Annotated in this window: 16 protein-coding genes and 1 tRNA gene; 12 read left to right on the forward strand and 5 right to left on the reverse strand. The window is 72.5% G+C overall.

Going from position 1 to position 21,579, the window contains the following annotated elements; translation table 11 throughout:
* Positions 1 to 30: 30 nt before the first annotated feature.
* On the forward strand, positions 31 to 372 hold the full coding sequence (locus tag AB0G17_RS23880; RefSeq protein ID WP_361386270.1) for a DUF485 domain-containing protein: 342 nt from the start codon (positions 31 to 33) through the stop codon (positions 370 to 372).
* The gene (locus AB0G17_RS23885; RefSeq protein ID WP_361386273.1) at positions 369 to 1,967 is read left to right on the forward strand and encodes a cation acetate symporter; all 1,599 of its coding nucleotides are present in this window, start codon (positions 369 to 371) and stop codon (positions 1,965 to 1,967) included. Before AB0G17_RS23880 ends, AB0G17_RS23885 begins: the two co-directional genes overlap by 4 nt.
* A gap of 101 nt (positions 1,968 to 2,068) precedes the next feature.
* Here the strand turns inward: AB0G17_RS23885 and AB0G17_RS23890 are convergent, their stop codons facing one another.
* The 3 genes from AB0G17_RS23890 to AB0G17_RS23900 all read right to left on the reverse strand — a co-directional run bounded on the left by AB0G17_RS23890 (position 2,069) and on the right by AB0G17_RS23900 (position 7,286).
* On the reverse strand, positions 2,069 to 2,971 hold the full coding sequence (locus AB0G17_RS23890; RefSeq protein WP_361386276.1) for a cellulose-binding protein: 903 nt from the start codon (positions 2,969 to 2,971) through the stop codon (positions 2,069 to 2,071).
* A 209-nt stretch (positions 2,972 to 3,180) separates the two neighbouring features.
* The gene (locus AB0G17_RS23895) at positions 3,181 to 6,306 is read right to left on the reverse strand and encodes an SUKH-4 family immunity protein (protein WP_361386279.1); all 3,126 of its coding nucleotides are present in this window, start codon (positions 6,304 to 6,306) and stop codon (positions 3,181 to 3,183) included.
* Between the two features lie 5 nt (positions 6,307 to 6,311).
* Entirely contained in the window at positions 6,312 to 7,286 is a 975-nt protein-coding gene (locus tag AB0G17_RS23900; protein WP_361386282.1) for an HNH endonuclease, read from the reverse strand.
* A 301-nt stretch (positions 7,287 to 7,587) separates the two neighbouring features.
* On the opposite strand from AB0G17_RS23900, the gene AB0G17_RS23905 reads away from it, so the two are divergent.
* The gene (locus tag AB0G17_RS23905) at positions 7,588 to 8,229 is read left to right on the forward strand and encodes a YwqJ-related putative deaminase (RefSeq protein ID WP_361386285.1); all 642 of its coding nucleotides are present in this window, start codon (positions 7,588 to 7,590) and stop codon (positions 8,227 to 8,229) included.
* Between the two features lie 10 nt (positions 8,230 to 8,239).
* Positions 8,240 to 8,731, forward strand: coding sequence for an SUKH-3 domain-containing protein (locus tag AB0G17_RS23910; protein WP_361386288.1), 492 nt, complete (start codon positions 8,240 to 8,242; stop codon positions 8,729 to 8,731).
* Between the two features lie 270 nt (positions 8,732 to 9,001).
* Here the strand turns inward: AB0G17_RS23910 and AB0G17_RS23915 are convergent, their stop codons facing one another.
* A complete protein-coding gene (locus tag AB0G17_RS23915; protein WP_361386291.1) occupies positions 9,002 to 10,309 on the reverse strand; it encodes a histidine kinase in 1,308 nt (435 codons plus the stop codon).
* A gap of 209 nt (positions 10,310 to 10,518) precedes the next feature.
* Between AB0G17_RS23915 and AB0G17_RS23920 the strand changes: the two genes are divergently transcribed.
* From AB0G17_RS23920 to pth, 5 genes are all read left to right on the forward strand, one after another.
* Positions 10,519 to 10,590 (forward strand) — tRNA-Gln (locus AB0G17_RS23920).
* Between the two features lie 128 nt (positions 10,591 to 10,718).
* Positions 10,719 to 12,167, forward strand: a complete 1,449-nt coding sequence (gene glmU, locus AB0G17_RS23925) for a bifunctional UDP-N-acetylglucosamine diphosphorylase/glucosamine-1-phosphate N-acetyltransferase GlmU (RefSeq protein WP_361386294.1) — start codon at positions 10,719 to 10,721, stop codon at positions 12,165 to 12,167.
* A 117-nt stretch (positions 12,168 to 12,284) separates the two neighbouring features.
* Positions 12,285 to 13,259: a ribose-phosphate diphosphokinase gene (locus AB0G17_RS23930; protein WP_361386297.1), complete on the forward strand. Its 975-nt coding sequence runs from the start codon at positions 12,285 to 12,287 to the stop codon at positions 13,257 to 13,259.
* 217 nt (positions 13,260 to 13,476) lie between these two features.
* Positions 13,477 to 14,067 carry a 50S ribosomal protein L25/general stress protein Ctc gene (locus AB0G17_RS23935; RefSeq protein WP_361386300.1) on the forward strand — a complete coding sequence of 197 codons (591 nt, stop codon included), beginning with the start codon at positions 13,477 to 13,479 and terminating at the stop codon, positions 14,065 to 14,067.
* A gap of 69 nt (positions 14,068 to 14,136) precedes the next feature.
* Positions 14,137 to 14,718 (forward strand): aminoacyl-tRNA hydrolase, encoded by a 582-nt coding sequence (gene pth, locus AB0G17_RS23940; protein ID WP_361386303.1) that lies wholly within the window; start codon positions 14,137 to 14,139, stop codon positions 14,716 to 14,718.
* 69 nt (positions 14,719 to 14,787) lie between these two features.
* Here the strand turns inward: pth and ppc are convergent, their stop codons facing one another.
* Positions 14,788 to 17,517 (reverse strand): phosphoenolpyruvate carboxylase, encoded by a 2,730-nt coding sequence (ppc, locus tag AB0G17_RS23945; protein WP_361386306.1) that lies wholly within the window; start codon positions 17,515 to 17,517, stop codon positions 14,788 to 14,790.
* A 226-nt stretch (positions 17,518 to 17,743) separates the two neighbouring features.
* Between ppc and AB0G17_RS23950 the strand changes: the two genes are divergently transcribed.
* From AB0G17_RS23950 to AB0G17_RS23960, 3 genes are all read left to right on the forward strand, one after another.
* Complete coding sequence (locus AB0G17_RS23950) at positions 17,744 to 18,772, forward strand: fatty acid desaturase (protein WP_361386309.1); 1,029 nt, start codon at positions 17,744 to 17,746, stop codon at positions 18,770 to 18,772.
* Positions 18,772 to 19,470, forward strand: a complete 699-nt coding sequence (locus AB0G17_RS23955) for a TetR/AcrR family transcriptional regulator (RefSeq protein ID WP_361386344.1) — start codon at positions 18,772 to 18,774, stop codon at positions 19,468 to 19,470. The genes AB0G17_RS23950 and AB0G17_RS23955 overlap by 1 nt, the downstream gene beginning before the upstream one ends.
* Before the next feature lie 354 nt (positions 19,471 to 19,824).
* Positions 19,825 to 21,528 carry an FG-GAP-like repeat-containing protein gene (locus AB0G17_RS23960; RefSeq protein ID WP_361386312.1) on the forward strand — a complete coding sequence of 568 codons (1,704 nt, stop codon included), beginning with the start codon at positions 19,825 to 19,827 and terminating at the stop codon, positions 21,526 to 21,528.
* Positions 21,529 to 21,579: the final 51 nt, after the last annotated feature.

Here is a 21,579-nt window from a genome sequence, read left to right on the forward strand (position 1 = left end):
CTCCCCCGTCCCCCCTGCAAGGAGCAGCCGATGCCGCACCACCGCTCGTCCCCCGGCATCCCCCAACTCCGCACCGCCTACCGTCTGTTGCGGCGCGTCTCCACCCTCACCGCCCTCGGGTACTTCGTTCTCTTCCTCGTCCTCTCCGGGTACGCCCCCGGCTTCCTCGGCCGGCACATCTCCGGCGGGCTCACCGCCGGACTGCTGCTCGGGCTCTGCCAGTTGCCGGTGACGCTCGTCGCGATAGGCGTGTACGAGTGGACCGCCCAGCGGACCGTCGACCCGCTCGCCGCCGCCATCCGCCACCAGGCCGCGCAGCGGCCCCCGCGGCCCCCGCACTCCCGGCGGTACACGGACGGAGCCGGCCGATGACCCAATTCGCCTCCGACGCCCGGGCCATGTCCCTGATCGCGTTCATCGCGGTGATCAGCGTGACGCTGCTGCTCTGTGTGATGACCGCGCCCGACCGCGACGACCTCGGCGAGTTCTACACCGGCTACCGCTCGCTCTCGCCGCTGCGCAACGGCCTGGCCATCGCCGGGGACTACGTCTCGGCGGCCACCGTGCTCAGTACGGTCGGGGTCATCGCGCTGACCGGGTACGACGGTCTCGTCCTCACCCTGAGCACCGCGCTCTCGCTCGTCCTGCTGATGTTCCTGCTGGCCGAACCGCTGCGCAACGCGGGCCGGTTCACCATGGGCGACGCGTTCGCCCGGCGGGCGCCCGGCCCCGTCGTCCGGGTCACCGCGTGCCTGGTCACGCTCGCCGCGCTGCTGCCGCTGATGGTGGTCCAGCTGGCCGGCGCGGGCGACCTCATCGCCTTCGTCCTGGGCTTCGGCGCCGCCGAGTTCAAGACGGGCTGCATCGTGATGCTCGGCCTGCTGATGATCGGCTACGCGGCGATCGGCGGCATGAAGGGCACCGCCTTCATCCAGGCGGTCAAGACCGTCGTCCTCGCCGTCTCCTCGCTCGCCGTCGCCGCCCTGGTCCTGCACCGGTACGGGTGGAGCCCCGGCCGGCTGCTCGGCGAGGCGGCCCGGGGCAGCGGCGCGGGCCCGGCGTACCTCTCCTCCGGGCTCCAGTTCGGCGGCGACTCACTGGACATGATCAGCTCGGAGCTGACGGTGGTGATCGGCGCGGCCTGTCTGCCGCACATCACCATGCGGATGTACAGCGCCCCCAGCGCCCGCGCGGTCCGCCGCTCGCTCTCCTGGGCGGTGTCGGCGGTCGCGGTCATCTGCCTCGCGCTGATCGTCATCGGCTTCGGCGCGGCGGCGGTGGTGGGCCGCCGGGCCATCACCGAGGCCGATCCGCAGGGCAGGACGTCCATCCTGCTGACCAGCCAGGCGATCGTCGGTACGCACGCCTCGACGCTCGGCACGCTGCTCTTCACGGCCGTCGCCACGGCGATCTTCATGACCCTGCTGGCCTCGATCTCCGGGATGACCCTGGCGTGCGCCAACTCGCTCGCCCACGACCTCGTCGCCCACGGGCTGCGCGGCCGGGCCGGGGTGCGGGACGCCACCGAGACGAACACGGCCCGGGTGGCCGCGCTCGCCGTCGGGATCCCGGCGATCGCGCTGGCGACGGCGGCCCAGAACCACAACCTCCAGCCGCTGGTCACCCTCTCGTTCTGCCTGGGCGCGTCCGCGCTGGCCCCGGCCCTGATCCTCAGTCTGTTCTGGCGCCGCTACACCCGGGCGGGGCTGCTGTGCACACTGATCGGCGGAACGGTGTTCACGGCGGTGGTGATGACGGGCACGAAGCTGGTCTCGGGCTCGCCCCAGTCCGTCTTCCCCACCCATGACTTCAACTGGTTCCCGTTCACCACGACGGGCATCGTCTCCATCCCGTTCGGCTTCGCGGCGGGCTGGCTGGGCACGGTCCTGAGCCGCCGCGACGTGTACGGGCAGCGGCAGCGGTACGAGGCGGTGGAGGGCTGGATCCTGGCAGGGGCGCGGAGGTGAGGTGAGGTGAGGCCTGCTGCCGCGTCCGCCGGGCGATCGCCGCTGAGGCGGCACGGGTGGGCGCGGCGGCACCCCGTCCCGCCGGGCGTGCCCCCGGCCCCTCAGCCCTCCGCAGGAGCCCGCCCCGTCAGCCCCGCCAACCCGCTCCGTACATGCGCCATGTGCGAGACAAGCTCCTCCCGCACCTCCGCGTGCTCCCGCAGCACCCGTTCCGTCTCCCGTCCGATCCGGTCGGCCTGCACCCGCGCCGTCGCGACCAGTTCGGCGGCCCTCGCCTGTGCGTTCTCCTGACCGTGGCGGGCCGACTCCTGGGTCTCGGCGCAGGCGCGTTCCGCCTCGGCCAGGGCGGCTTCGGCATGCGCGGTCAGCTCGGCGTGGCAGGCGTCCAACTCGGCCTCGCGCGCGGCCACTTCGCGGTCCAGTGCCTCGACGCGCTCGGCGTGCTCGCGCGCCTGGTCGGCCAGTGTGGCCCCGGTCCGCTCGCGCACCTCGCGCAGCGCGTCCGCCGCCTCCGCCCGCCGGTCGCGCGCGTCGGCCAGGGCCTCGTCACGGTGTTCGTCGGCGGTCGCCCGCCCGGCGACCAGCAGTTGCTGCGCCCGGGCCTCGGCCTCCGCGCGGACCTTCTCCGCGCACACGCCGGCGCTTTCGCGCGCGAGCCGGCCGGCCGCGTCCGCCGCGTCGCGCACGGCCGCCGCCTCCTCGTGGGCGGATGCCCGTACAGCGTCGACCTCCTCGACCGCGAGGGCGTACAGCGCCTGGGCCCGGCGGCCCAGCGACTCGTACGACTGCGGACCGAGCGCCGCGACCCGGTCGCGCAGCGCGGCCTCCTCCGCCTCCATCCGCTTGGCGAGGACGGTGAGCCGCGCCGCCCGCTCCCAGGCGGCGTCGCGCTCCTCGCCGAGGACGGCGAGCCGGCGGTCGACCTGGTCCCTACGGTAGCCACGGCCGCCCCGTACGACGGCGAAGCCCCGGGGGGACTGCGATGGTTCGGGCGCTGCACTCATCCTTGACGTCCTCCGACCTATCGACCCTATCGATGCGATCCGGCCACATCCTGCTGGATCGAAGCGAATTGGTCATAACGCGACACTCCACCCATCCGTAACGGTCAAGGATGCTGCAATTACCGTCACAACCGGAAAAGGCGACGAGGCGCCCGCCGCGTGGTGCGGCGAACGCCTCGTCGTATCAACGTACTTGTCAGCCTATGTGCTCAGAGCAGCCCGTCCCAGAACTGTTCCAGCAGCACCGACCACCAGCTCTCCGGGGAGGCCAGCGCCGCCGGGTCGAGCGCGGCGAGCTGGGCCTGGAAGTCGACCGTCCAGCGGCCCGCCTGCTCGGGGTTGAGGCCGTAGCGCAGCCGCCACATGTGGCCGAGCAACGCCATGCACCGGACGAACTCGGGGAGTCCGGTGTTCACGAACTGCGGCGGTACGGACTGGCCGCCCGGGCCCGCCTCCACCGGCACCGCGACGATGTTCGCGGTCCCGTACTGGACGCAGATCGCACGGCCGAAGTCCGAGCCCATGACCAGGTACGAGCCGGCGTCCGGGGCGGCCTGCACCTGCCGTTGGGCGGCGAGTTCGGCGAGCGTCGGGACCGGCTGGCCGGGCACGGCCTGCGCCCAGAAGAACGGTCCGAAGTCCGCCGGGAGCCCCGCCCACACCAGCGTGACCGCGACGGCCTCGGGCACGCCCTGGCGGGACACCGCCCGCTGGTCGAAGCGGAAGACGCCCTGCGGGCCGAAGGCACCGGCGAGTTCGTGCGCGACGCCCTCCGGGGGGAGCGGCGGCGCGGGCTGCACCTGCGGCAGCGGCGCGCGCACCGGCTGCGGCCGGGCGGGGCCGTCCGCGACCTGCGCCAGCTCGCCCTGGTGGGTGAGCAGGTGCTGGACGCCCTGGCGGCGCGAGGCGTGGTCCGTGCCGTACGGGGCGACGGAGGTGATCCGCACCTGCGGCCAGGTCTCCCGGATCATCCGGGCGCAGTAGCCGCCGGGCAACTCGCACGAGGCCAGCTCGGTGTGCAGCTCAAGGACGTGGTCCGGCGGCACGTTCATCCCGCGCAGCTCGTGGAAGATCTGCCACTCGGGGTGCGGGATACCGGGCGCGGACCGCCGGATGAGCTGCTGCTCGGAGCCGTCGGCGGCGCGGTAGCGCAGCACGGCCTGGTACCCCGGCCCGACGGTCGGCAGACCGGTGGGCTGCTGGGGGTAGCCGTACGCGGGCGGCTGCGGCGCGCCGGGCCCCATCTGGGCGGGCCCGGCGAGCATGGTGGCCGCGTGGTGCACACCACCGCCGGGCGGAGGCGGCGTGGCGGGAGCCCCGGGCGGGCCGGGGGGCTGGGGCGCACCGGGCCGCCCGCCGGGCCCGAGCTGATTCGGGTCGGCGAGCATGGTCGCGGCGTAGTGCGCCCCGCCACCACTGCTGCCACCGGGTACGCCGGGCGGGCCGGGGGGCTGGGGCGCACCGGGCACGCCGGGCGGGCCGGGAGGCTGCGGCACACCGGGGGCGCCGGGAGGCCCGGGCGGCTGCGGTGCACGACCGGCACCGGGGGCGCCGGGCGGACCCGGAGGCGAGGGCGGCTGGGGTCCACCGGGACCGCCGGGACCGCCGGGGCCGAGCTGGCTCGGGTCGGCCAGCATGGTCGCGGCATGGTGCACACCCCCGCCCGGAGGCGGCGGCGTGGGCGGCCCGGCAGGCTGCGGCCCGTCGGGCCCGAGCTGCGAAACCATCTGCGTGGGTACGTACGCGGGCGCCCCGGCCCGAGCCCCGGGCACCCCGGGCTCCCCGGGCGGTGGCGGAGTACTCCCCCGGGCCCCACGCGGCGGAGCGGCCTTACTGGTGGCGGCATCGGCGATGTCGGCGGCGGAGGGCCGACCGGCGCCGGGGGCGCCGGAGGCGCCAGGACCGGCGGGGCCGACGGGCGCGCCCGGGGCGCCGGGTGCGGCGGGGGCGGGGGGCTGGCCGGGGGCACCGGGCTGGCCGGGGCCGCCGGGGGCACCGGGTGCACCGGGGCCGCCATGGCCGACCGGCGTGCCGGGGGCACCAGGTGCACCGGGGCCGGGGGCCACGCCGGGGCCGGGGGGCACGGCGGGGCCGCCGGGCGCACCCGGACCACCCGAGCCGACCGGCGTACCGGAGCCCGCCGGGGCACCAGGCGCACCCGGACTACCGGGGCCGACCGGCGTAGCCGGGGCACCAGGTACACCGGGACCGGGGGGCACGCCAGGACCGCCAGGCACACCCGGCGCCGGAGCCTGTGGGTCGAGGGCCGGGGCGATGGCCGTCGGGGGGAGCTGGCTGCCGCCCTGGAGCAGGGCCGTCTTGGCCTCGGGCAGAGCCCTCGGCGGAGGGGTGTCGTCGGCGTCCGAACCGGACAGTGGCGGGGCGAACACCGTCGCCGGAAGCGGTACGGAACCTTCGTCCGACCCGGCGTTCGTGTCCGTACCGGCCCACGGGGTCGCCCCCGACGGCACGTCGGCGGTCGGCGCGGGCCACGCGACACCACCGGACGGCGCGGGCGTCCCACCCGGCCACGCGGGACCGGGCTGCGCGGGCGCGGGCGGAGGCGTCGCCCCCGGCCAGGCGGGCGCGCCCTGCGCGGGCGCCGCGTCCTCCCCGGCCGCAGCAGCGGCACCGGCAGCCACCGACCCCGACGCGGCCGGAGCCGCCGCCCCCGGCCAAGCAGGACCCGACTGCCCGGGACCGGGCTGGGCAGGCTGGCCGGGGCCGGGCTGGGCAGGACCGGACTGCGCGGGCACGGACGCCGCACCCTCCCCCGGCGCGGCCGGAGCCGCCGCCCCCGGCCAAGCAGGACCCGACTGCCCGGGACCGGGCTGGGCGGGAGCAGGCTGGCCGGGGCCGGGCTGGCCAGGGCCGGACTGCGCGGGCACGGGCGTCGCACCCTCCCCCGCCGCCGTCGCGGCGCCCGCAGGCGTCCCGTCCGGCTCACGGGCGTCGGGGATCCCCATCCGGTCCGCCGCCTCTTGGAGCCACTCCGGTGGCGTCAGCAGGAACGACGTCTGGTTCAGGTCGATCCGTTCCGGCGCGCGCGGCGGCACCTCGTCCTCGGGCTCGTCCGGCACGCCGTACTCCTCCTCGTACCGGCGGATCACCTCACCCACCGGCAGGCCGGGCCACAGCGTGGCCTCCCCGCTGTCCCGGGCGATGACGAGCCGCTGGCGGCCGCCGTCCGAGGACGGGCCCTCGGCGCGGTCCTCGGCCCACACCACGAAGCCCAGCTCGAACTCCCGCACCCGCACCTCACGGTGCTGGTACGCGGGCACGTCCCCGTTGATCCACTCTTCCGCGCGCTCCTGCGCCTGGGCGAAGGTCACCATCACACTCACTCCCCCACCGGCACGGCGCGCGCGAAGCCGCCGTCCACCATCAGGTTCGCCACGGTCTCCAGCTCCGGCGGGTTGCCCGCCAGCCGCTGGAGGAAGTCGTCGAAGTCCGTCCCGCAGGGCAGCAGCAGCCGCTCCACGCGCTCCTGCACGCTCCAGCCGTCCTGGTCGCGCGCGTCGTCGTACGCGCAGAACCAGACCGAGCCGATGGCGGAGCCCTTCACCTTGACGGCGAGGATGCCGCCCTGCACGAAGGCCACGCCCAGGTAGTCCTTGGTCAGATGGTCGCGCAGACACTTGTTGATGTAGACGAGGTCGTTGACCGCCGCCTGGTCGCGCACGGTGAAGAACGGCTGGTCCACCAGGAGCCCCAGCTCCGCGTCGAGCGCCGCGCCCACCGGCGCGCAGCCGCCCGCCGCCTTCAGGAACGCCCGGTACGCGCCCGGCAGTCGGTACCCCAAGTCCTCCTCCACGCCGAGGAGTTGGGACTCGGAGACCGAGACCAGGTCCTTGGGCACCCCGAAGTGCGCCGGGCGCGTCTCCTGGAGCGGGCGGGTGCCGCGCTTGTCCTGGTCGACACTGGTGGTCGCCAGACCGCCGTGGTGCCGCAGCAGCGCCTTCACCTCGACCGGGACCAGCTCCAGCCGGCGGGTGCCGGGCACGTGGTGCCAGGTCCAGCCGTGCGGGGTGGCCACGGCGGGCACGGTGTCCCACAGCTCGTGGCCGTCGGCGGCGAGCGCCGCGTTGGCCGACACGTAGTCGGTCAGCCGCAGCTCGTCCACGCCGAAGCCCTCCGGCGGCTCCGCGATCTCGGCGGCCGCGCGCGCGTACGCGGAGAAGTCCGGGCGCCCGTTCGCGTCCACCCGCACCCCTCTGGGGTGGCGGGAGGCGCGGACCGGGTCCGGGAAGTTCACGACCTGTCCGGCATAGGCCGCGTTCGGTGGCGCGGCGTGCCCGAGCCGACCTGTCGTCATGGCGGATGCCCCCTGCGTGCGAGCTGCTGCGTCTGGCTGGTGAGGAACCAGACTATGCGGTGGGGCAATACCGGGTCCCTGCCCCGCACCCCCGCCCCGTACCACCGTGACCAGGTGTCACAAGCGGGTCACCGTGCGGCGATAGTGACGACACGGACGTAGTGACATCAGTGCCCCAGCTTCCGTACCACTGGGCACATTTGGCAGTCTGTTCCCCGCAGCGGGGCGTTGAACGGGGCGTTAACGGGGGCGTTGACACCGGCGGCGGTCAGCGCCGGCAACGGGAGGGACAGCGAGCACCATGCACGGAACGACCGACATATCGGGCGCAGCGGCGGACGCCGCCTCCCGGACGGGGGACCCGCGGGCCGGAGCCGCCGCAGGGGGAGGAGCAGGAACAGCCGACCCGCGCGGCGGCGAACCGCGCTCGGGCGACCCGCGCTCCGGAGATCCGCGCTCCGGCGACCCCCGCCTGCAGTGGAGCACCACGATCACCTCCGCGCCCGTCCTGCTGCACCGCCGCGACGGCATCCTGCCCGCCGTGGCCGCCGCGCTCTCGGTCCGGGGCGAGACACTGACCTGCACCGCCGGCAAGGGCGACCAGCCGCCCGTGCTCCACCCGCTCGTACAGGACTTCCACGACACCCTCACCAGCGGCCAGCGCGAGCGGTTCACCGGGCGCTGCCCGGAGGCGATCCTGCTGTCGCGCCAGCTCAGCTCGTTGGAGTCGGCCCGCGCGGGCAAGTCGCGCAGGTCCGGCCGCAAGCCCCTGACCCACGGCGAGGCCCGCCGCGCGCTCAAGCACGCCAAGGTGACGGCCCGCCGCATCCGCGAGGACGGCGACCCGCTGCACGGCAGCTACGCGCCGCCCTGTCGTTCCTGTACCGCACTCCTCGCCCACTTCGGCGTACGAGCCGTCGACCCCGCCGCCGAGAAGGGCTGAACCGAACGCGATGCCGGACGTGTCCACCACCCGCTTCCCCGTGCCCGTCGACGCCGCGCTGCGCGCCGCCGGGTGGCACCCCGGCCGCTGGGACATCAGGCAGGCCGAGGCCTGGGCCGACGTGCTGCGCTCGCACACCTCGCCCGCCGGGCACCGGCACACCGTGTTCCCGGCGGCCGTGGAGGCGTGGGCCGAGTTCGGCGGCCTGCGGCTGACGGCGCCGGGGCCCGGCCGCCACAACGCGCCCGCGACCGTCCGCTTCGACCCCGTGGCGGGCCTGCACCTGGCCCGTACGTTCGCCGACCTCGGCCGCGCCCTGGAGACGGAGCTCGCCCCGCTCGGCGAGGAGGGCGACCAGCAGGCGGTCCTGGCCATCGACACCGAGGGCCGCGTCTACAGCATCGACCACACGGGCGACTGGTACCTGGGCGCGGACCTCGACCTGGCCCTGAACACGCTGATGACGGGCGTCCAGCCGATCCGCCTGACATCGCCACGCTGATATGTGGCCCGGTGTCCGTCTGCGGGCCGGTGGTGGGTTGCTCGCGCCCACGCGGCGGAGCCGCATATGTCACAGCCCCGCGCCCCTGAGAGCGCCCCTTCGGGGCGCCCAGGGGATTGCCGCGTAGCGGTATTCAAGGGGCGCGGGGCTGTCACATCGTGCGGCTCCGCCGCGATGGGGGTCCCCCTGTTCGAGCGAAGCCGAGAACTTGGGGGAGCGCTCAGCCCGCGACGGCCCGCGGCCGGAAACGGACCTCAGCCCCCACGGACCTCACCCCACCTGGTCCGGCAGCACCGCCGACACCCGCCATCCGCCCCCGTCCGTGACCCCGGAAACGAAGACGCCACCCAGCGCCAGCACCCGCTCGCGCATCCCGACCAGACCGTTGCCCCCACTGGGAAGCCCCGCGTCAGGACTCGCCCCGTCCGCCGGGCCGTTCTCGACCTGCATCGCGACCTCGCCGTCCCGATGGGCGAGGCGGACCATCACCTTCGCCCCCGCCGCGTGCTTGTGCACGTTCGTGAGCGCCTCCTGCACCACCCGGTATGCGGTCTGCTCCACCAGCGCGTCGTAGACCCGCACCGCCCCGTGGACCGTCATCTCGACCACCATCCCGGCCTCCCGGGACTGGCCGACCAGCGCCTCGATGTCGGCCAGGCACGGCCCCTCCTCGGCGGCGGCCGCGGCAGCCGCGGCGGCGGCGCCCACGGCCGCGAGCGGGACCGGCGCCGGCGCCTCGGCCCGTACCGCCTCCCCCGTGCGCAGCACGCCGAGCATCTCCCGCAGCTCCGTCAGCGCCTGGCGGCCCATGTCCCCGACCAGCACCGCGTTCTTGACGGCCTTCTCCGGGTCCTTGCGGGCCACCGCCTGGAGCGCGGCGGCGTGCACCACCATCAGGGACACCCGGTGGGCGACCACGTCGTGCATCTCGCGGGCGATCCGGGTGCGTTCCTCCGTACGGGCCCACTCGGCGCGCTCCTCGGCGCGGTCCGCGAGCAGCGACAGCTCCCGCTCCAGCGAGTCGGCACGCTCGCGCAGCGACTCCATCAGACGGCGCCGGGCCCCTATATACAGCCCGAGGAGCAGCGGCGGCGCGGTCAGGCCGAGCGCCATCACGACCGAGAAGAGCGACACCAGCCACCGGCCGCCGTCGAACGCGCCGTCGTCGACGCTCTGGTTCATCCGGACGAACGTGACGATGAACGTGCCCACCAGACACATTCCGGCCAGCGCCGCCGTGATGCGGCGCGGCACCTCGGAGGCGGCCAGCGTGTAGAGCCCGACGATGCCGAGCAGGAACCCCATGTTGGCCGGGGTCACGGCGATCGAGATCAGCACGACCGCCACCGGCCAGCGCCGCCGCGCGGCCAGGGTCACCCCGGCCGCCAGGCCGAACAGCACCCCGGCCGGTACGGGGACCCCCGCGTCCCCGGCGAACTTCACACCTTCCAATGCGCACTCGAACGCGGAGGCCAGCCCCAGTCCGATGTCCAGGGCGGCACTGCGCCGCCGTTCCCACCACCACCAGCCGCGGGAGGTCATCCCCGCGGAGTCGTGGTCTGCCCCCGTTGCGGTCATGCCATCCAGCCTACGGGCGGCCGCCAGCGATTTTCCGGCGACTTCAACAGCACAGAACGCAATCGAACATGCACGGTTCCGGTGGTCGTCCGTCAATCTGGTGAATCGAGAGCGCCGATCTCCACCGTCGCATGGAAGGCGCTTGGTACGGCATAGTGTTGGGTGCCGATCCGACGGCCTGACGCAATGTCCGGTTAAGTCGGTTTCCATCCCCCGTGGTGTAATTGGCAGCACTGGGGCTTTTGGTGCCCTATGTCCGGGTTCGAGTCCTGGCGGGGGAGCTTCTGCGTCGGGTCCTGACTGTCCCAGTCAGGACCCGCCGTGTTTCCCCCTCCCCACCCGGATTTCCGCCCACGGACCCCCCGGTATCCTGCGGATGTCCACCACACAAAGCCGAAGGGCATTTCCCGTGAGCGCCAATCGCCCGGCAGCCGTCGTCGTCCTCGCCGCGGGTGAGGGCACCCGCATGAAGTCGGCCACCCCCAAGGTCCTGCACGAGATCTGCGGGCGCTCGCTCGTCGGCCACGTCGTGGCGGCCGCCCGTGAGCTCGACCCCGAGCACCTCGTCGTGGTCGTCGGCCACGCCCGTGAGCAGGTCGGCGCCCACCTCGGCGCGATCGACTCCTCCGTGCGCACCGCCGTCCAGTACGAGCAGAACGGCACCGGTCACGCCGTGCGGATGGCCCTGGAGGAGCTCGGCCAGTCCATCGAGGGCACCGTCGTCGTGGTCTGCGGCGACACCCCGCTGCTCACGGGCGCCACGCTGGCCGCCCTGACCCGTACGCACGAGGAGGACGGCAACGCCGTCACCGTGCTGACCGCCGAGGTCCCCGACTCGACCGGCTACGGCCGGATCGTGCGCGACGGCGAGTCCGGCGCGGTCACCGCGATCGTCGAGCACAAGGACGCCACCGAGGCCCAGCGCGCCATCAAGGAGATCAACTCCGGCGTCTTCGCCTTCGACGGCGCCCTGCTCGCGGACGCGCTCGGCAAGGTCCGTACCGACAACAGCCAGGGCGAGGAGTACCTCACGGACGTCCTCGGCATCCTGCGCGAAGCCGGGCACCGCGTCGGCGCCTCGGTCGGCGGCGACCACCGCGAGATCCTCGGGATCAACAACCGCGTCCAGCTCGCGGAGGCCCGCCGGCTGCTCAACGACCGTCTGCTCGAGCGCGCGATGCTCGCGGGCGTGACCGTCGTCGACCCGGCCACCACCTTCGTGGACGTCACGGTGACCTTCGAGCAGGACGCCCTGGTCCACCCGGGCACCCAGCTGCTCGGCTCCACGCACCTGGGCCGCGGCGCGGAGGTCGGCCCCAACTCCCGTCTGACCGACACCCAGGTGGGCCAGGACGCGCGCGTGGACAACACCGTGGCGTACGACTCCGAGGTGGGCGAGGGCGCGTCGGTGGGCCCGTACGCCTATCTGCGTCCGGGTACCCGCCTCGGCGTGAAGGCGAAGATCGGCACGTACGTCGAGACCAAGAACGCGACGATCGGTGAGGGCACCAAGGTCCCGCACCTGTCGTACGTGGGTGACGCCACCATCGGCGAGTACTCGAACATCGGCGCGGCCAGCGTCTTCGTGAACTACGACGGCGAGGCCAAGCACCACACCACGATCGGCTCGCACTGCAAGACGGGCTCGGACAACATGTTTGTTGCTCCTGTCACAGTGGGGGACGGCGCCTACACCGCGGCCGGGTCCGTCATCACCAAGGACGTGCCCGCCGGCTCGCTGGCCGTCGCCCGTGGCCAGCAGCGGAATATCGAGGGCTGGGTGGCCCGCAAGCGGCCGGGCAGCGCGGCCGCGCAGGCGGCTGCGGCCGCCTCCGAAGAGGCCGTTGGCGAAAACTGACCGGAAACATCTGCGCCGGTCACGGCGTACCGTGATAGACGCACACGATTCGGCTGGCTCGTCGCCAAGGGACCGCGCGGGCTCAGCAGCAGAAGACACCTCTGAGGAGACAGTGCTGTGACCGGGATCAAGACGACCGGCGAGAAGAAGCTGATGCTCTTCTCCGGCCGCGCCCACCCCGAGCTGGCCGAGGAGGTCGCGCACCAGCTGGGTGTCGGCCTCGTGCCGACGAAGGCCTTCGACTTCGCCAACGGTGAGATCTACGTCCGCTTCCAGGAGTCGGCGCGCGGCGCCGACTGCTTCCTGATCCAGAGTCACACGGCTCCGATCAACAAGTGGATCATGGAGCAGCTGATCATGATCGACGCGCTGAAGCGCGCGTCGGCCCGCTCCATCACCGTGATCGTGCCGTCCTACGGGTACGCCCGCCAGGACAAGAAGCACAAGGGCCGCGAGCCGATCTCCGCCCGGCTGATCGCGGACCTCCTCAAGACCGCGGGCGCCGACCGGATCCTCACGGTCGACCTGCACACCGACCAGATCCAGGGCTTCTTCGACGGTCCGGTCGACCACCTCACCGCCCTGCCGGTCCTCGCGGACTACGTGGGCGCCAAGGTGGACCGCTCCAAGCTCACGATCGTCTCCCCGGACGCCGGCCGTGTGCGCGTCGCCGACCGCTGGTGCGACCGTCTGGACGCGCCGCTGGCGATCGTTCACAAGCGCCGTGACAAGGACGTCGCCAACCAGGTGACCGTCCACGAGGTCGTCGGTGACGTCAAGGGCCGCGTCTGCGTCCTGGTCGACGACATGATCGACACCGGTGGCACCATCTGCGCCGCCGCCGACGCCCTGTTCGCGCACGGCGCCGAGGACGTCATCGTGACGGCCACGCACGGCATCCTGTCCGGCCCCGCGGCCGACCGGCTGAAGAACTCCAAGGTCAGCGAGTTCGTCTTCACGAACACCCTGCCGGACCCGTCCGACCTGGAGCTCGACAAGATCACGGTGCTCTCGATCGCCCCGTCGATCGCCCGCGCGATCCGCGAGGTCTTCGAGGACGGCTCGGTCACCAGCCTCTTCGAGGAGCAGTAGTCCCCACGGGGTCTCAGAAGATCCTTTTGGGTACGGCCTTCCCGCCGGGTAGACTCATCGAGTTGCTCGGCGAGGGAGGCCGTACCCATAGGTACGGCGGTCCGTTATCGACGCGCTCTTCGTAGCAGGCCAGTCGTGGCCGGGTGACCTCCCCCAAGCTCTAAATGAGCAGGGTGGTGCCCCCACAGCTATCCATCTGCGTATACGAGGAGTGCACATGTCCGAGGTCAAGCTCGCCGCCGAGGTCCGTAACAGCTTCGGCAAGGGCGCCGCCCGCAGCATCCGCCGCGACAACAAGGTTCCGGCCGTCGTCTACGGTCACGGCACCGAGCCGGTCCACGTGACCCTGCCGGGCCACGAGCTGCTGCTCGCCCTGCGTACCCCGAACGTCCTGCTCTCCCTGGACATCGACGGCAAGACCGAGCTCGCGATCCCGAAGGCCGTCCAGCGTGACGCCATCAAGGGCTACCTGGTCCACGTCGACCTGCTGCTCGTCAAGAAGGGCGAGAAGGTCACCGTCGAGGTCGTCGTCGAGACCGAGGGCGAGCTCGCCCCGGGCAGCTTCCTCGTCGAGAACGTGCTGAACACGCTCTCCGTCGAGGCCGAGGCCACCCACATCCCGACCTCCGTCACCGTCTCCATCGAGGGCCTGGAGGCCGGCGCCTCCATCCACGCCAAGGACGTCCCGCTGCCCAAGGGCACCACCCTGGCCACCGACCCCGAGGCCGTCGTCATCCAGATCCTGGCCGCCCAGGCCGAGGAGCCGGCCGCCGACGCCGCCGAGGGCGACGCGTCCGCCGAGGCCTGAGCCTGACCGCGGGGGGCGCTCCGGCGCTCCCCGCACCCCCTCCCCTACTCCCCGCGGAGACAGACGCACATGGACGCCCCCTGGCTCGTCGTGGGCCTCGGCAATCCCGGCCCCGAGTACGCCGCCAACCGGCACAACGTCGGGTTCATGGTCGCGGACCTGCTCGCGGAGCGCATGGGCGCCAAGTTCAAGGCGCACAAGGCGCGGGCCCAGGTCGTCGAGGGCCGTATCGGCCCGGCCGGGCCGCTGAACCGCCGGGTGATCCTGGCCAAGCCGCTGTCGTACATGAACCTGTCGGGCGGCCCCGTCACCCAGCTGCGGGACTTCTACAAGGTGCCGACGGAGAACGTCGTGGCCGTCCACGACGAGCTGGACATCGACTACGGAGTGCTCCGCCTGAAGCTCGGCGGCGGCGACAACGGCCACAACGGCCTCAAGTCGATGACCAAGTCGTTCGGCCCGGACTACCACCGCGTCCGCTTCGGCATCGGCCGTCCGCCGGGCCGGATGCAGGTCGCGGACTTCGTCCTGAAGGACTTCTCGTCGACCGAGCGCAAGGAGCTCGACTACTTCGTGGACCGCGCGGCCGACGCCGTCGAGGCGCTGGTCATCGAGGGTCTTGAGCGCGCGCAGTCGACGTACAACTCCTAGCTCGCGTACGTACGGCGAAGCCCCGGTGGCCGATCGGCCACCGGGGCTTCGCCGTGTCCCGCGCGGGGATCAGCCGGTGTTGCGCAGGCCCGCCGCGACACCGTTGACGGTGAGCAGCAGCGCCCGGGCGAGCAGCGGGTCGGGGCTCTCGCCGCGCTCCGCCTCGGCCCGCTGGCGGGCCAGCAGCGAGACCTGGAGGTAGGAGATCGGGTCCAGATAGGCGTCCCGGATCGCGAAGGTCTGCTGGAGCACCGGGTGCGAGCCGAGGAGCTCCTCGCCGCCGGTGATGCGCAGTACCTCGCTCACCGTGAGCGCGTGCTCGGCCTCGATGTCCGCGAAGACGTGCTTGAGCTCGTCCGGCACCAGTGTGTCGACGTAGTGGCGGGCGATCCGCAGATCCGTCTTGGCCAGGGTCATCTCCACGTTGGAGATGAAGTTCCGGAAGAAGTGCCACTGCTCGTGCATCTCGTCCAGGACCGTGTCCAGGCCGGCCTCGCGCAGCGCCTTCAGGCCCGAGCCGACGCCGTACCAGCCGGGCACGATCTGCCGCGACTGCGTCCAGCCGAAGACCCACGGGATCGCCCGCAGCCCGTCCAGGCCCGCACCGGAGTCCGGGCGGCGCGAGGGGCGCGAGCCCAGGTGCAGCTCGGCGAGCTGGTCGACGGGGGTGGAGGCGAAGAAGTACGCGGGCAGGTCCGGGTCCTCGACCAGCTTGCGGTAGGCCGCGTGGGCGGCGTCGGAGACCGTGTCCATCGCCGCGTCCCAGCGCGCGAGCGCCTCGTCGGACTGGCGCGGGGCGGTGTGCAGGGCGGAGGCCTGGAGGGTGGCGGCCACCGTCAGCTCCAGGTTCTCCCTGGCCAGCGAGGGGATGAGGTACTTGTCGGAGATGACCTCGCCCTGCTCGGTCACCTTGATCTCGCCCTCCAGGGTGCCCCAGGGCTGCGCGAGGATCGCGTCGTGCGAGGGGCCGCCGCCGCGGCCGACGGTGCCGCCGCGGCCGTGGAAGAGCCGCAGCCGGACGCCGTAGCGGTGGGCGACGTCGCGCAGCCTGCGCTGGGCGCGGTGGATCTCCCACTGGCTGGTGGTGATGCCGCCGAACTTGGAGGAGTCGGAGTAGCCGAGCATGACCTCCTGGACGTCGCCGCGCAGCGACACCAGGCGCCGGTAGGAGGGGTCGGCCAGCATCTCGTCGAGGATGACGTCGGCGGCGCGCAGCTCGTCCGTGGTCTCCAGGAGCGGCACGATGCCGATCTTCGCCCAGCCCGCGTGCAGATCGACGAGCCCGGCCTCGCGGGCGAGGACGGCGGCCGCGAAGACGTCGTCGGCGCCCTGGCACATCGAGATGATGTACGACTCGATCACCTCGGGGCCGAACCGCTCGAAGGCCTCCTTGATCGTGCCGAAGACGCCCAGGGTCTTCTGCCCGGCCTCGTCCAGCGGCGCCGGGGTGGGGGCCAGCGGGCGGCGCGAGCGGAGCTCCTTGGCGAGCAGCTTCTGGCGGTACTCGCGCGGCATGTCCGCGTACCGCCAGGACTCCTCGCCCAGGCGGTCGAAGAGCTGGCCGAGCGCGTGGTGGTGCGCGTCGGCGTGCTCGCGTACGTCCATGGTGGCGAGCTGGAGGCCGAAGGCGGCCAGCGTGCGGATCGTCCGGTCCATCCGGCCGTCGGCGAAGAGCGCGCCGCGGTGGGCGCGCAGCGACGTCTGGATCAGGGTGAGGTCGGCGATCAGCTCGGAGGTGCCCAGGTAGTCGCGGCCCGCCTGGTGCGGGGTGCCCTTGGCGAGCCGCTCCTTGGTGTTGACCAGCTTCTGGCGGATGCAGGTCGCCTTGAGCCGGTAGGGCTCCTCGGCGTTGAGCCGCTTGTAGCGGGGGCTGATCTCGGGCAGCGCCTCCAGGTCGGCCTGGAGGGAGGCGAGGAGCTCCTCGGTGGCGCCCGCGTAGCGGATCGAGTTGGAGAGCAGCCCGCGCAGGAAGTCGATCACTTCGAGCGCGTCGTTGATGCCGTGCTCGTGCTGGAGGATCAGCACGTCCCAGGTGACCTGCGGGGTCACGTTGGGGTTGCCGTCGCGGTCGCCGCCGATCCAGGTGCCGAAGGTGAGCGGGCGGGTGCCGGCGGGCAGCTCGACGCCGACCCGCTCCAGCTCGGCCGCCAGGTCCTCCAGGACGTCGCCGACCGCGCCCGCGTGCAGCTCGTCCAGGTAGTAGATGGCGTTGCGGGCCTCGTCGGCGGGCTCGGGGCGCACCACGCGCAGCTCGTCGGTCTGCCAGATGAGGTCGATGTTCTCGGCCAGGCGCAGGTCCAGGCGGCGCCGGTCGGACTCGCTGACCGGTGTCTCCAGGAGCGCGGCGATCCGGCGCAGCTTGTTGAGGACGGAGCGGCGGGCCGCCTCCGTGGGGTGCGCGGTGAAGACCGGGCGCACGTTCAGGTTCTTGACGGCCGCGCGCAGGTGCTCGGGGTCGGCGTCCTTGAGCATGTCGGCGGTGCGGGCGAGCAGCCCGCCCTCGGCGGCCCGGTGGGCGCGCAGCTCGCGGCCGCGGTGCACCTGCTCGGTGACGTTGGCGAGGTGGAAGTAGGTGGAGAAGGCCCGTACGAGCTTGGCGGCGGTCTCCACCTCGGTCCCGCCGAGCAGCTCGGCGGCTGCCTCGCCGTCCGTACGGGTGAGGGCGCGCACGCGCTCGACGAGCTCCAGGAGCTCGGGCCCTTCCTGGCGGACGAGCGCCTCGCCCAGGAGGTCACCCAGTCGGCGGATGTCGGCGCGAAGCTCGGGGCTGGCGGCGGGGGTCTGGTCGGCACTGCTCACAGGTGCGGCTCCTTGCAGTGTTTGAGCACGTCTGGAGGGGTACTGGAGGCTTGCGGACCGCGCTGTCCGACGAGACCCAGGATAGGTGTCCGTACGCGCGACGCAGTCCACCGCCCTCTTGTGCCCTCTTGTACGGCGGCGGGCCACTGCCATACTTACGTCGCCGTAGGTTACGGATCCGTAGCCGGGCCTCTCGTCTCTCCACTCACCCCCAGGGGATTCCCCAATGACCACAAGCCCCGACCTGATCGATCCGGCCACCGAGCCGCCGGATTCCTCCGCGACCCGCGGGGGCGAGAGCAAACGGTCCGTGGAACAGATCGCGCTGCTGCTCTTCATCGTCGTGCCGTTCGTGGCCCTGCTCGCCGCGGTACCGCTGGCCTGGGGCTGGGGCGTGAGCTGGCTGGATCTCGGCCTGATGGTGTTCATGTACTACCTGGGCTGCCACGGCGTCACCATCGGCTTCCACCGCTACTTCACGCACGGCTCCTTCAAGGCCAAGCGCCCGCTGCGGATCGCTCTCGCGGTGGCCGGTTCGATGGCCGTGGAGGGCCCGCTGGTGCGCTGGGTGGCGGACCACCGCAAGCACCACAAGTTCTCCGACGCGGACGGCGACCCGCACTCTCCGTGGCGGTTCGGCGAGACGCTGCCCGCGCTGATGAAGGGCCTGTGGTGGGCCCACATCGCGTGGATGTTCAACGAGGAGCAGACCTCGCAGGAGAAGTACGCGCCGGACCTGATCAAGGACCCGGCGATCCGCCGGATCTCGCGCGACTTCGTCTTCTGGACGATCCTGTCCCTCGCCATCCCGCCGATCGTCGGCGGTCTGGTGACGATGTCCTGGTGGGGCGCGTTCACCGCGTTCTTCTGGGGTTCGCTGGTGCGGGTCGCGCTGCTGCACCACGTGACCTGGTCCATCAACTCCATCTGCCACGCGGTCGGCAAGCGCCCCTTCAAGTCGCGCGACCGCTCCGGCAACGTGTGGTGGCTGGCGGTCCTGTCGTGCGGCGAGTCCTGGCACAACCTGCACCACGCCGACCCCACCTCGGCGCGGCACGGCGTGATGCGCGGCCAGATCGACTCCAGCGCCCGGATCATCCGCTGGTGCGAGCAGCTGGGCTGGGCGTACGACGTGCGCTGGCCCACCGAGGCCCGCCTGGACGCCAAGCGCAGCGAGCCGGGCGCCCCGTCCCGGCGTGCGGAGAAGGCAGCCGAGGAGAGCGCCCGCAAGGAGAAGGCCGCAGAGGCGGCATGATGGAGGACGTGGCGACCGACTCCAGCACCACCCGCACGACCAGCACCAACGGCTCGGCGGGCACCGAACGACCCCGGCGGACCCGTCGTACCCGGATGACGGGCGCGGAGCGCCGGGAGCAGTTGCTGGACATCGGCCGCACGCTCTTCGCCGAGAAGGGCTTCGAGGGCACCTCGGTGGAGGAGATCGCGGCGAAGGCCGGCGTCTCCAAGCCGGTGGTCTACGAGCACTTCGGCGGCAAGGAGGGGCTGTACGCGGTGGTGGTCGACCGTGAGATGCGCTCGCTCCTGGACGGTGTGACGGGCGCCCTGACGGCGGGGCACCCGCGCGAGCTCCTGGAACAGGCCGCGTTCGCGCTGCTCGACTACATCGAGAAGTACACGGACGGCTTCCGCATCCTGGTGCGGGACTCGCCGGTGGCCCAGTCGACGGGCACCTTCGCCTCGCTGATCTCCGACATCGCGACCCAGGTCGAGGACATCCTCGGCCTGGAGTTCAAGGCCCGCGGCTTCGACCCGAAGCTCGCCCCGCTGTACGCGCAGGCGCTGGTCGGGATGGTCGCGCTGACCGGCCAGTGGTGGCTGGACGTGCGCAAGCCCGAGAAGGCGGAGGTGGCCGCGCACCTGGTGAACCTGGCGTGGCACGGGCTGGACGGGCTGGAGCAGAAACCGCGGCTGATAGGGCATCGCAAGAGCTGAGCGGCGGCGGGGCTCCCCAGGGCGGCTGCCCGGGCTCCCCTGGCCGGTCTCGCTTGGTCCCGCCTGATCCCGCTTGGTTCCACCTGATCCCGCTTGGTTCCGCCTGGTCTCGAATGGGTCGCGGGTTTCGCTCGTGGCCCATTTTCCCCTTCAACCACCCTCTCATCAGCTGTAGGCTTCACGCACATTCCCGGGGGGATTTGGGCATTCCTTCGTGAGCGGCCACGCGTGCCTCAACGTCTGTTTCGACGCGCTGCGTGTGGGCCCCGCGAGGAATGTTCCCGCGTGCTCCGCTTTCGCGTGAGCCGCGATGAATTCGACCCGGTTCCACCCGCATATTCCCTGGGGGGAATTTTGTCTTCTCTGCGCATATCGCGCCCCGGCCGCCTCGCGGCCTGCACCGCCCTCGCGCTCTCGGCCGGCATGCTGCTCTCGGGCACGGCCGCGGCCGACGAGACGCCCAAGGCGCCGCACACGGCCGTCAAGCCGGCCGGGCCGGAGCTCACCGCGCGGCCGTCGCTGACGCTGCCGCACCACGCCAAGCGGTCCGCCGCGGCCGCGGCCACCCCGCTGAAGCCCCGTCTGGACGTCGACAAGGACGGCTCCGGCGACCTCCTTTACCGGGCGATCAACGGCAAGGCCTACGTGGAGACGGCCACGCAGGAACTGGAGTTCGCCACCAACACCTTCGGCCCGTACAAGGACCTGATCACCCCCGGCGACCTGGACGGCGACGGCTCCTCCGAGCTGCTGACCGTGTCCCCCACGGGGACCCTGTCGCTGTACGCGGGCGTGAGCACCGGCGGCGCCTCGTACCCCAACTGGACCGGCCAGGGCTGGAACGCGTACAACAAGCTCTTCGCCCCCGGTGACGTCAACGGCGACGGCAAGTACGACCTGCTGGCCCGCACCCCCTCCGGCGACCTGTACCTGTACCTGGGCAACGGCAGCGCCACCGGCGACCCGTTCGCGTCCAAGGTCAAGGTCGGCGGCGGCTGGCAGGCCTACGACCAGCTGGTCGGCGCCAACGACATGAACGGCGACGGCATCGGTGACGTCGTGGCCCGCACGCCCGGCGGCGATCTGTACTTCTACGCGGGCACCGGCAACGCCGCCGCCCCACTGAAGACGCGCGTCCGGATCGGCGGCGGCTGGGACGCGTACAACCAGATCGTGCCCCTGGACGACGTCAACAACGACGGCCTCGCCGACATCGCCACGCGCGGCCCCGGCGGCAAGCTCTACCTCTACCTGGCCGACGGCAAGGGCAACTTCAAGGACCGGATCGTGGGCGGCGACGGCTGGAACGTCTCCGTCGTGTTCGCCTCGCAGGGCGGCAACACCACGTGGGGCAAGAGCGACCTGATGGGCCGGGACAGCAAGGGAACGCTGTTCTACTACTACGCGCTCAACAACGGCACGCTCAGCGCCCGTAAGCAGGTGAGTTCCGACGGCGGCTGGCTCGGCGCCCACATGGGCTACGCGGCCTCCCTCGACGCCGACAGCGACCCCGAGCTGTTCGAGGTCTACCAGAACAACCTGTACGCCGACACCACCTACATCAGCGGCGGCTGGGGCGGCTACAACCTGGTCGTGGGCCCCGGCGACCTCAACAACGACGGCAAGGGCGACCTGCTCACCCGCGACGATTCCGGCACGCTGTGGCTCCAGCGCGGCAACGGCCAGGGCACCGGCTTCGCCTCCCGCCTCAAGGTCGGCGGCGGCTGGAACGCCTACAACCAGATCGTCGGCGCCGGTGACCTCACCGGGGACGGTCTGGCCGACATCGTCGCGCGCACCGGCGACGGCAAGCTGTACCTGTACCAGGGCACGGGCGTGTCCACCTCGCCCTTCAAGTCGCGCGTCTACGTCGGCCCCGGCTGGCAGCAGTTCAGGAACATCGCGGCCCCCGGCGACCTCAACGGCGACGGCCGGGCCGACCTGATCGCCACCAACTCCCGTGGCGAGGCGTTCCGTTACGACGCGAACGGCTACGGCGGCTTCAAGTCCCGCGTGAAGCTGGGCGACGGCTGGAACACCTACCGCGACCTCTACTAGGCCGTGGCGTGACAGTGCCCCGCGCCCCGAGGGGGTGCGGGGCACTGTCAC

The organism is Streptomyces sp. NPDC023838 (assembly GCF_040639555.1).
In the GTDB taxonomy this organism is placed as follows: domain Bacteria; phylum Actinomycetota; class Actinomycetes; order Streptomycetales; family Streptomycetaceae; genus Streptomyces.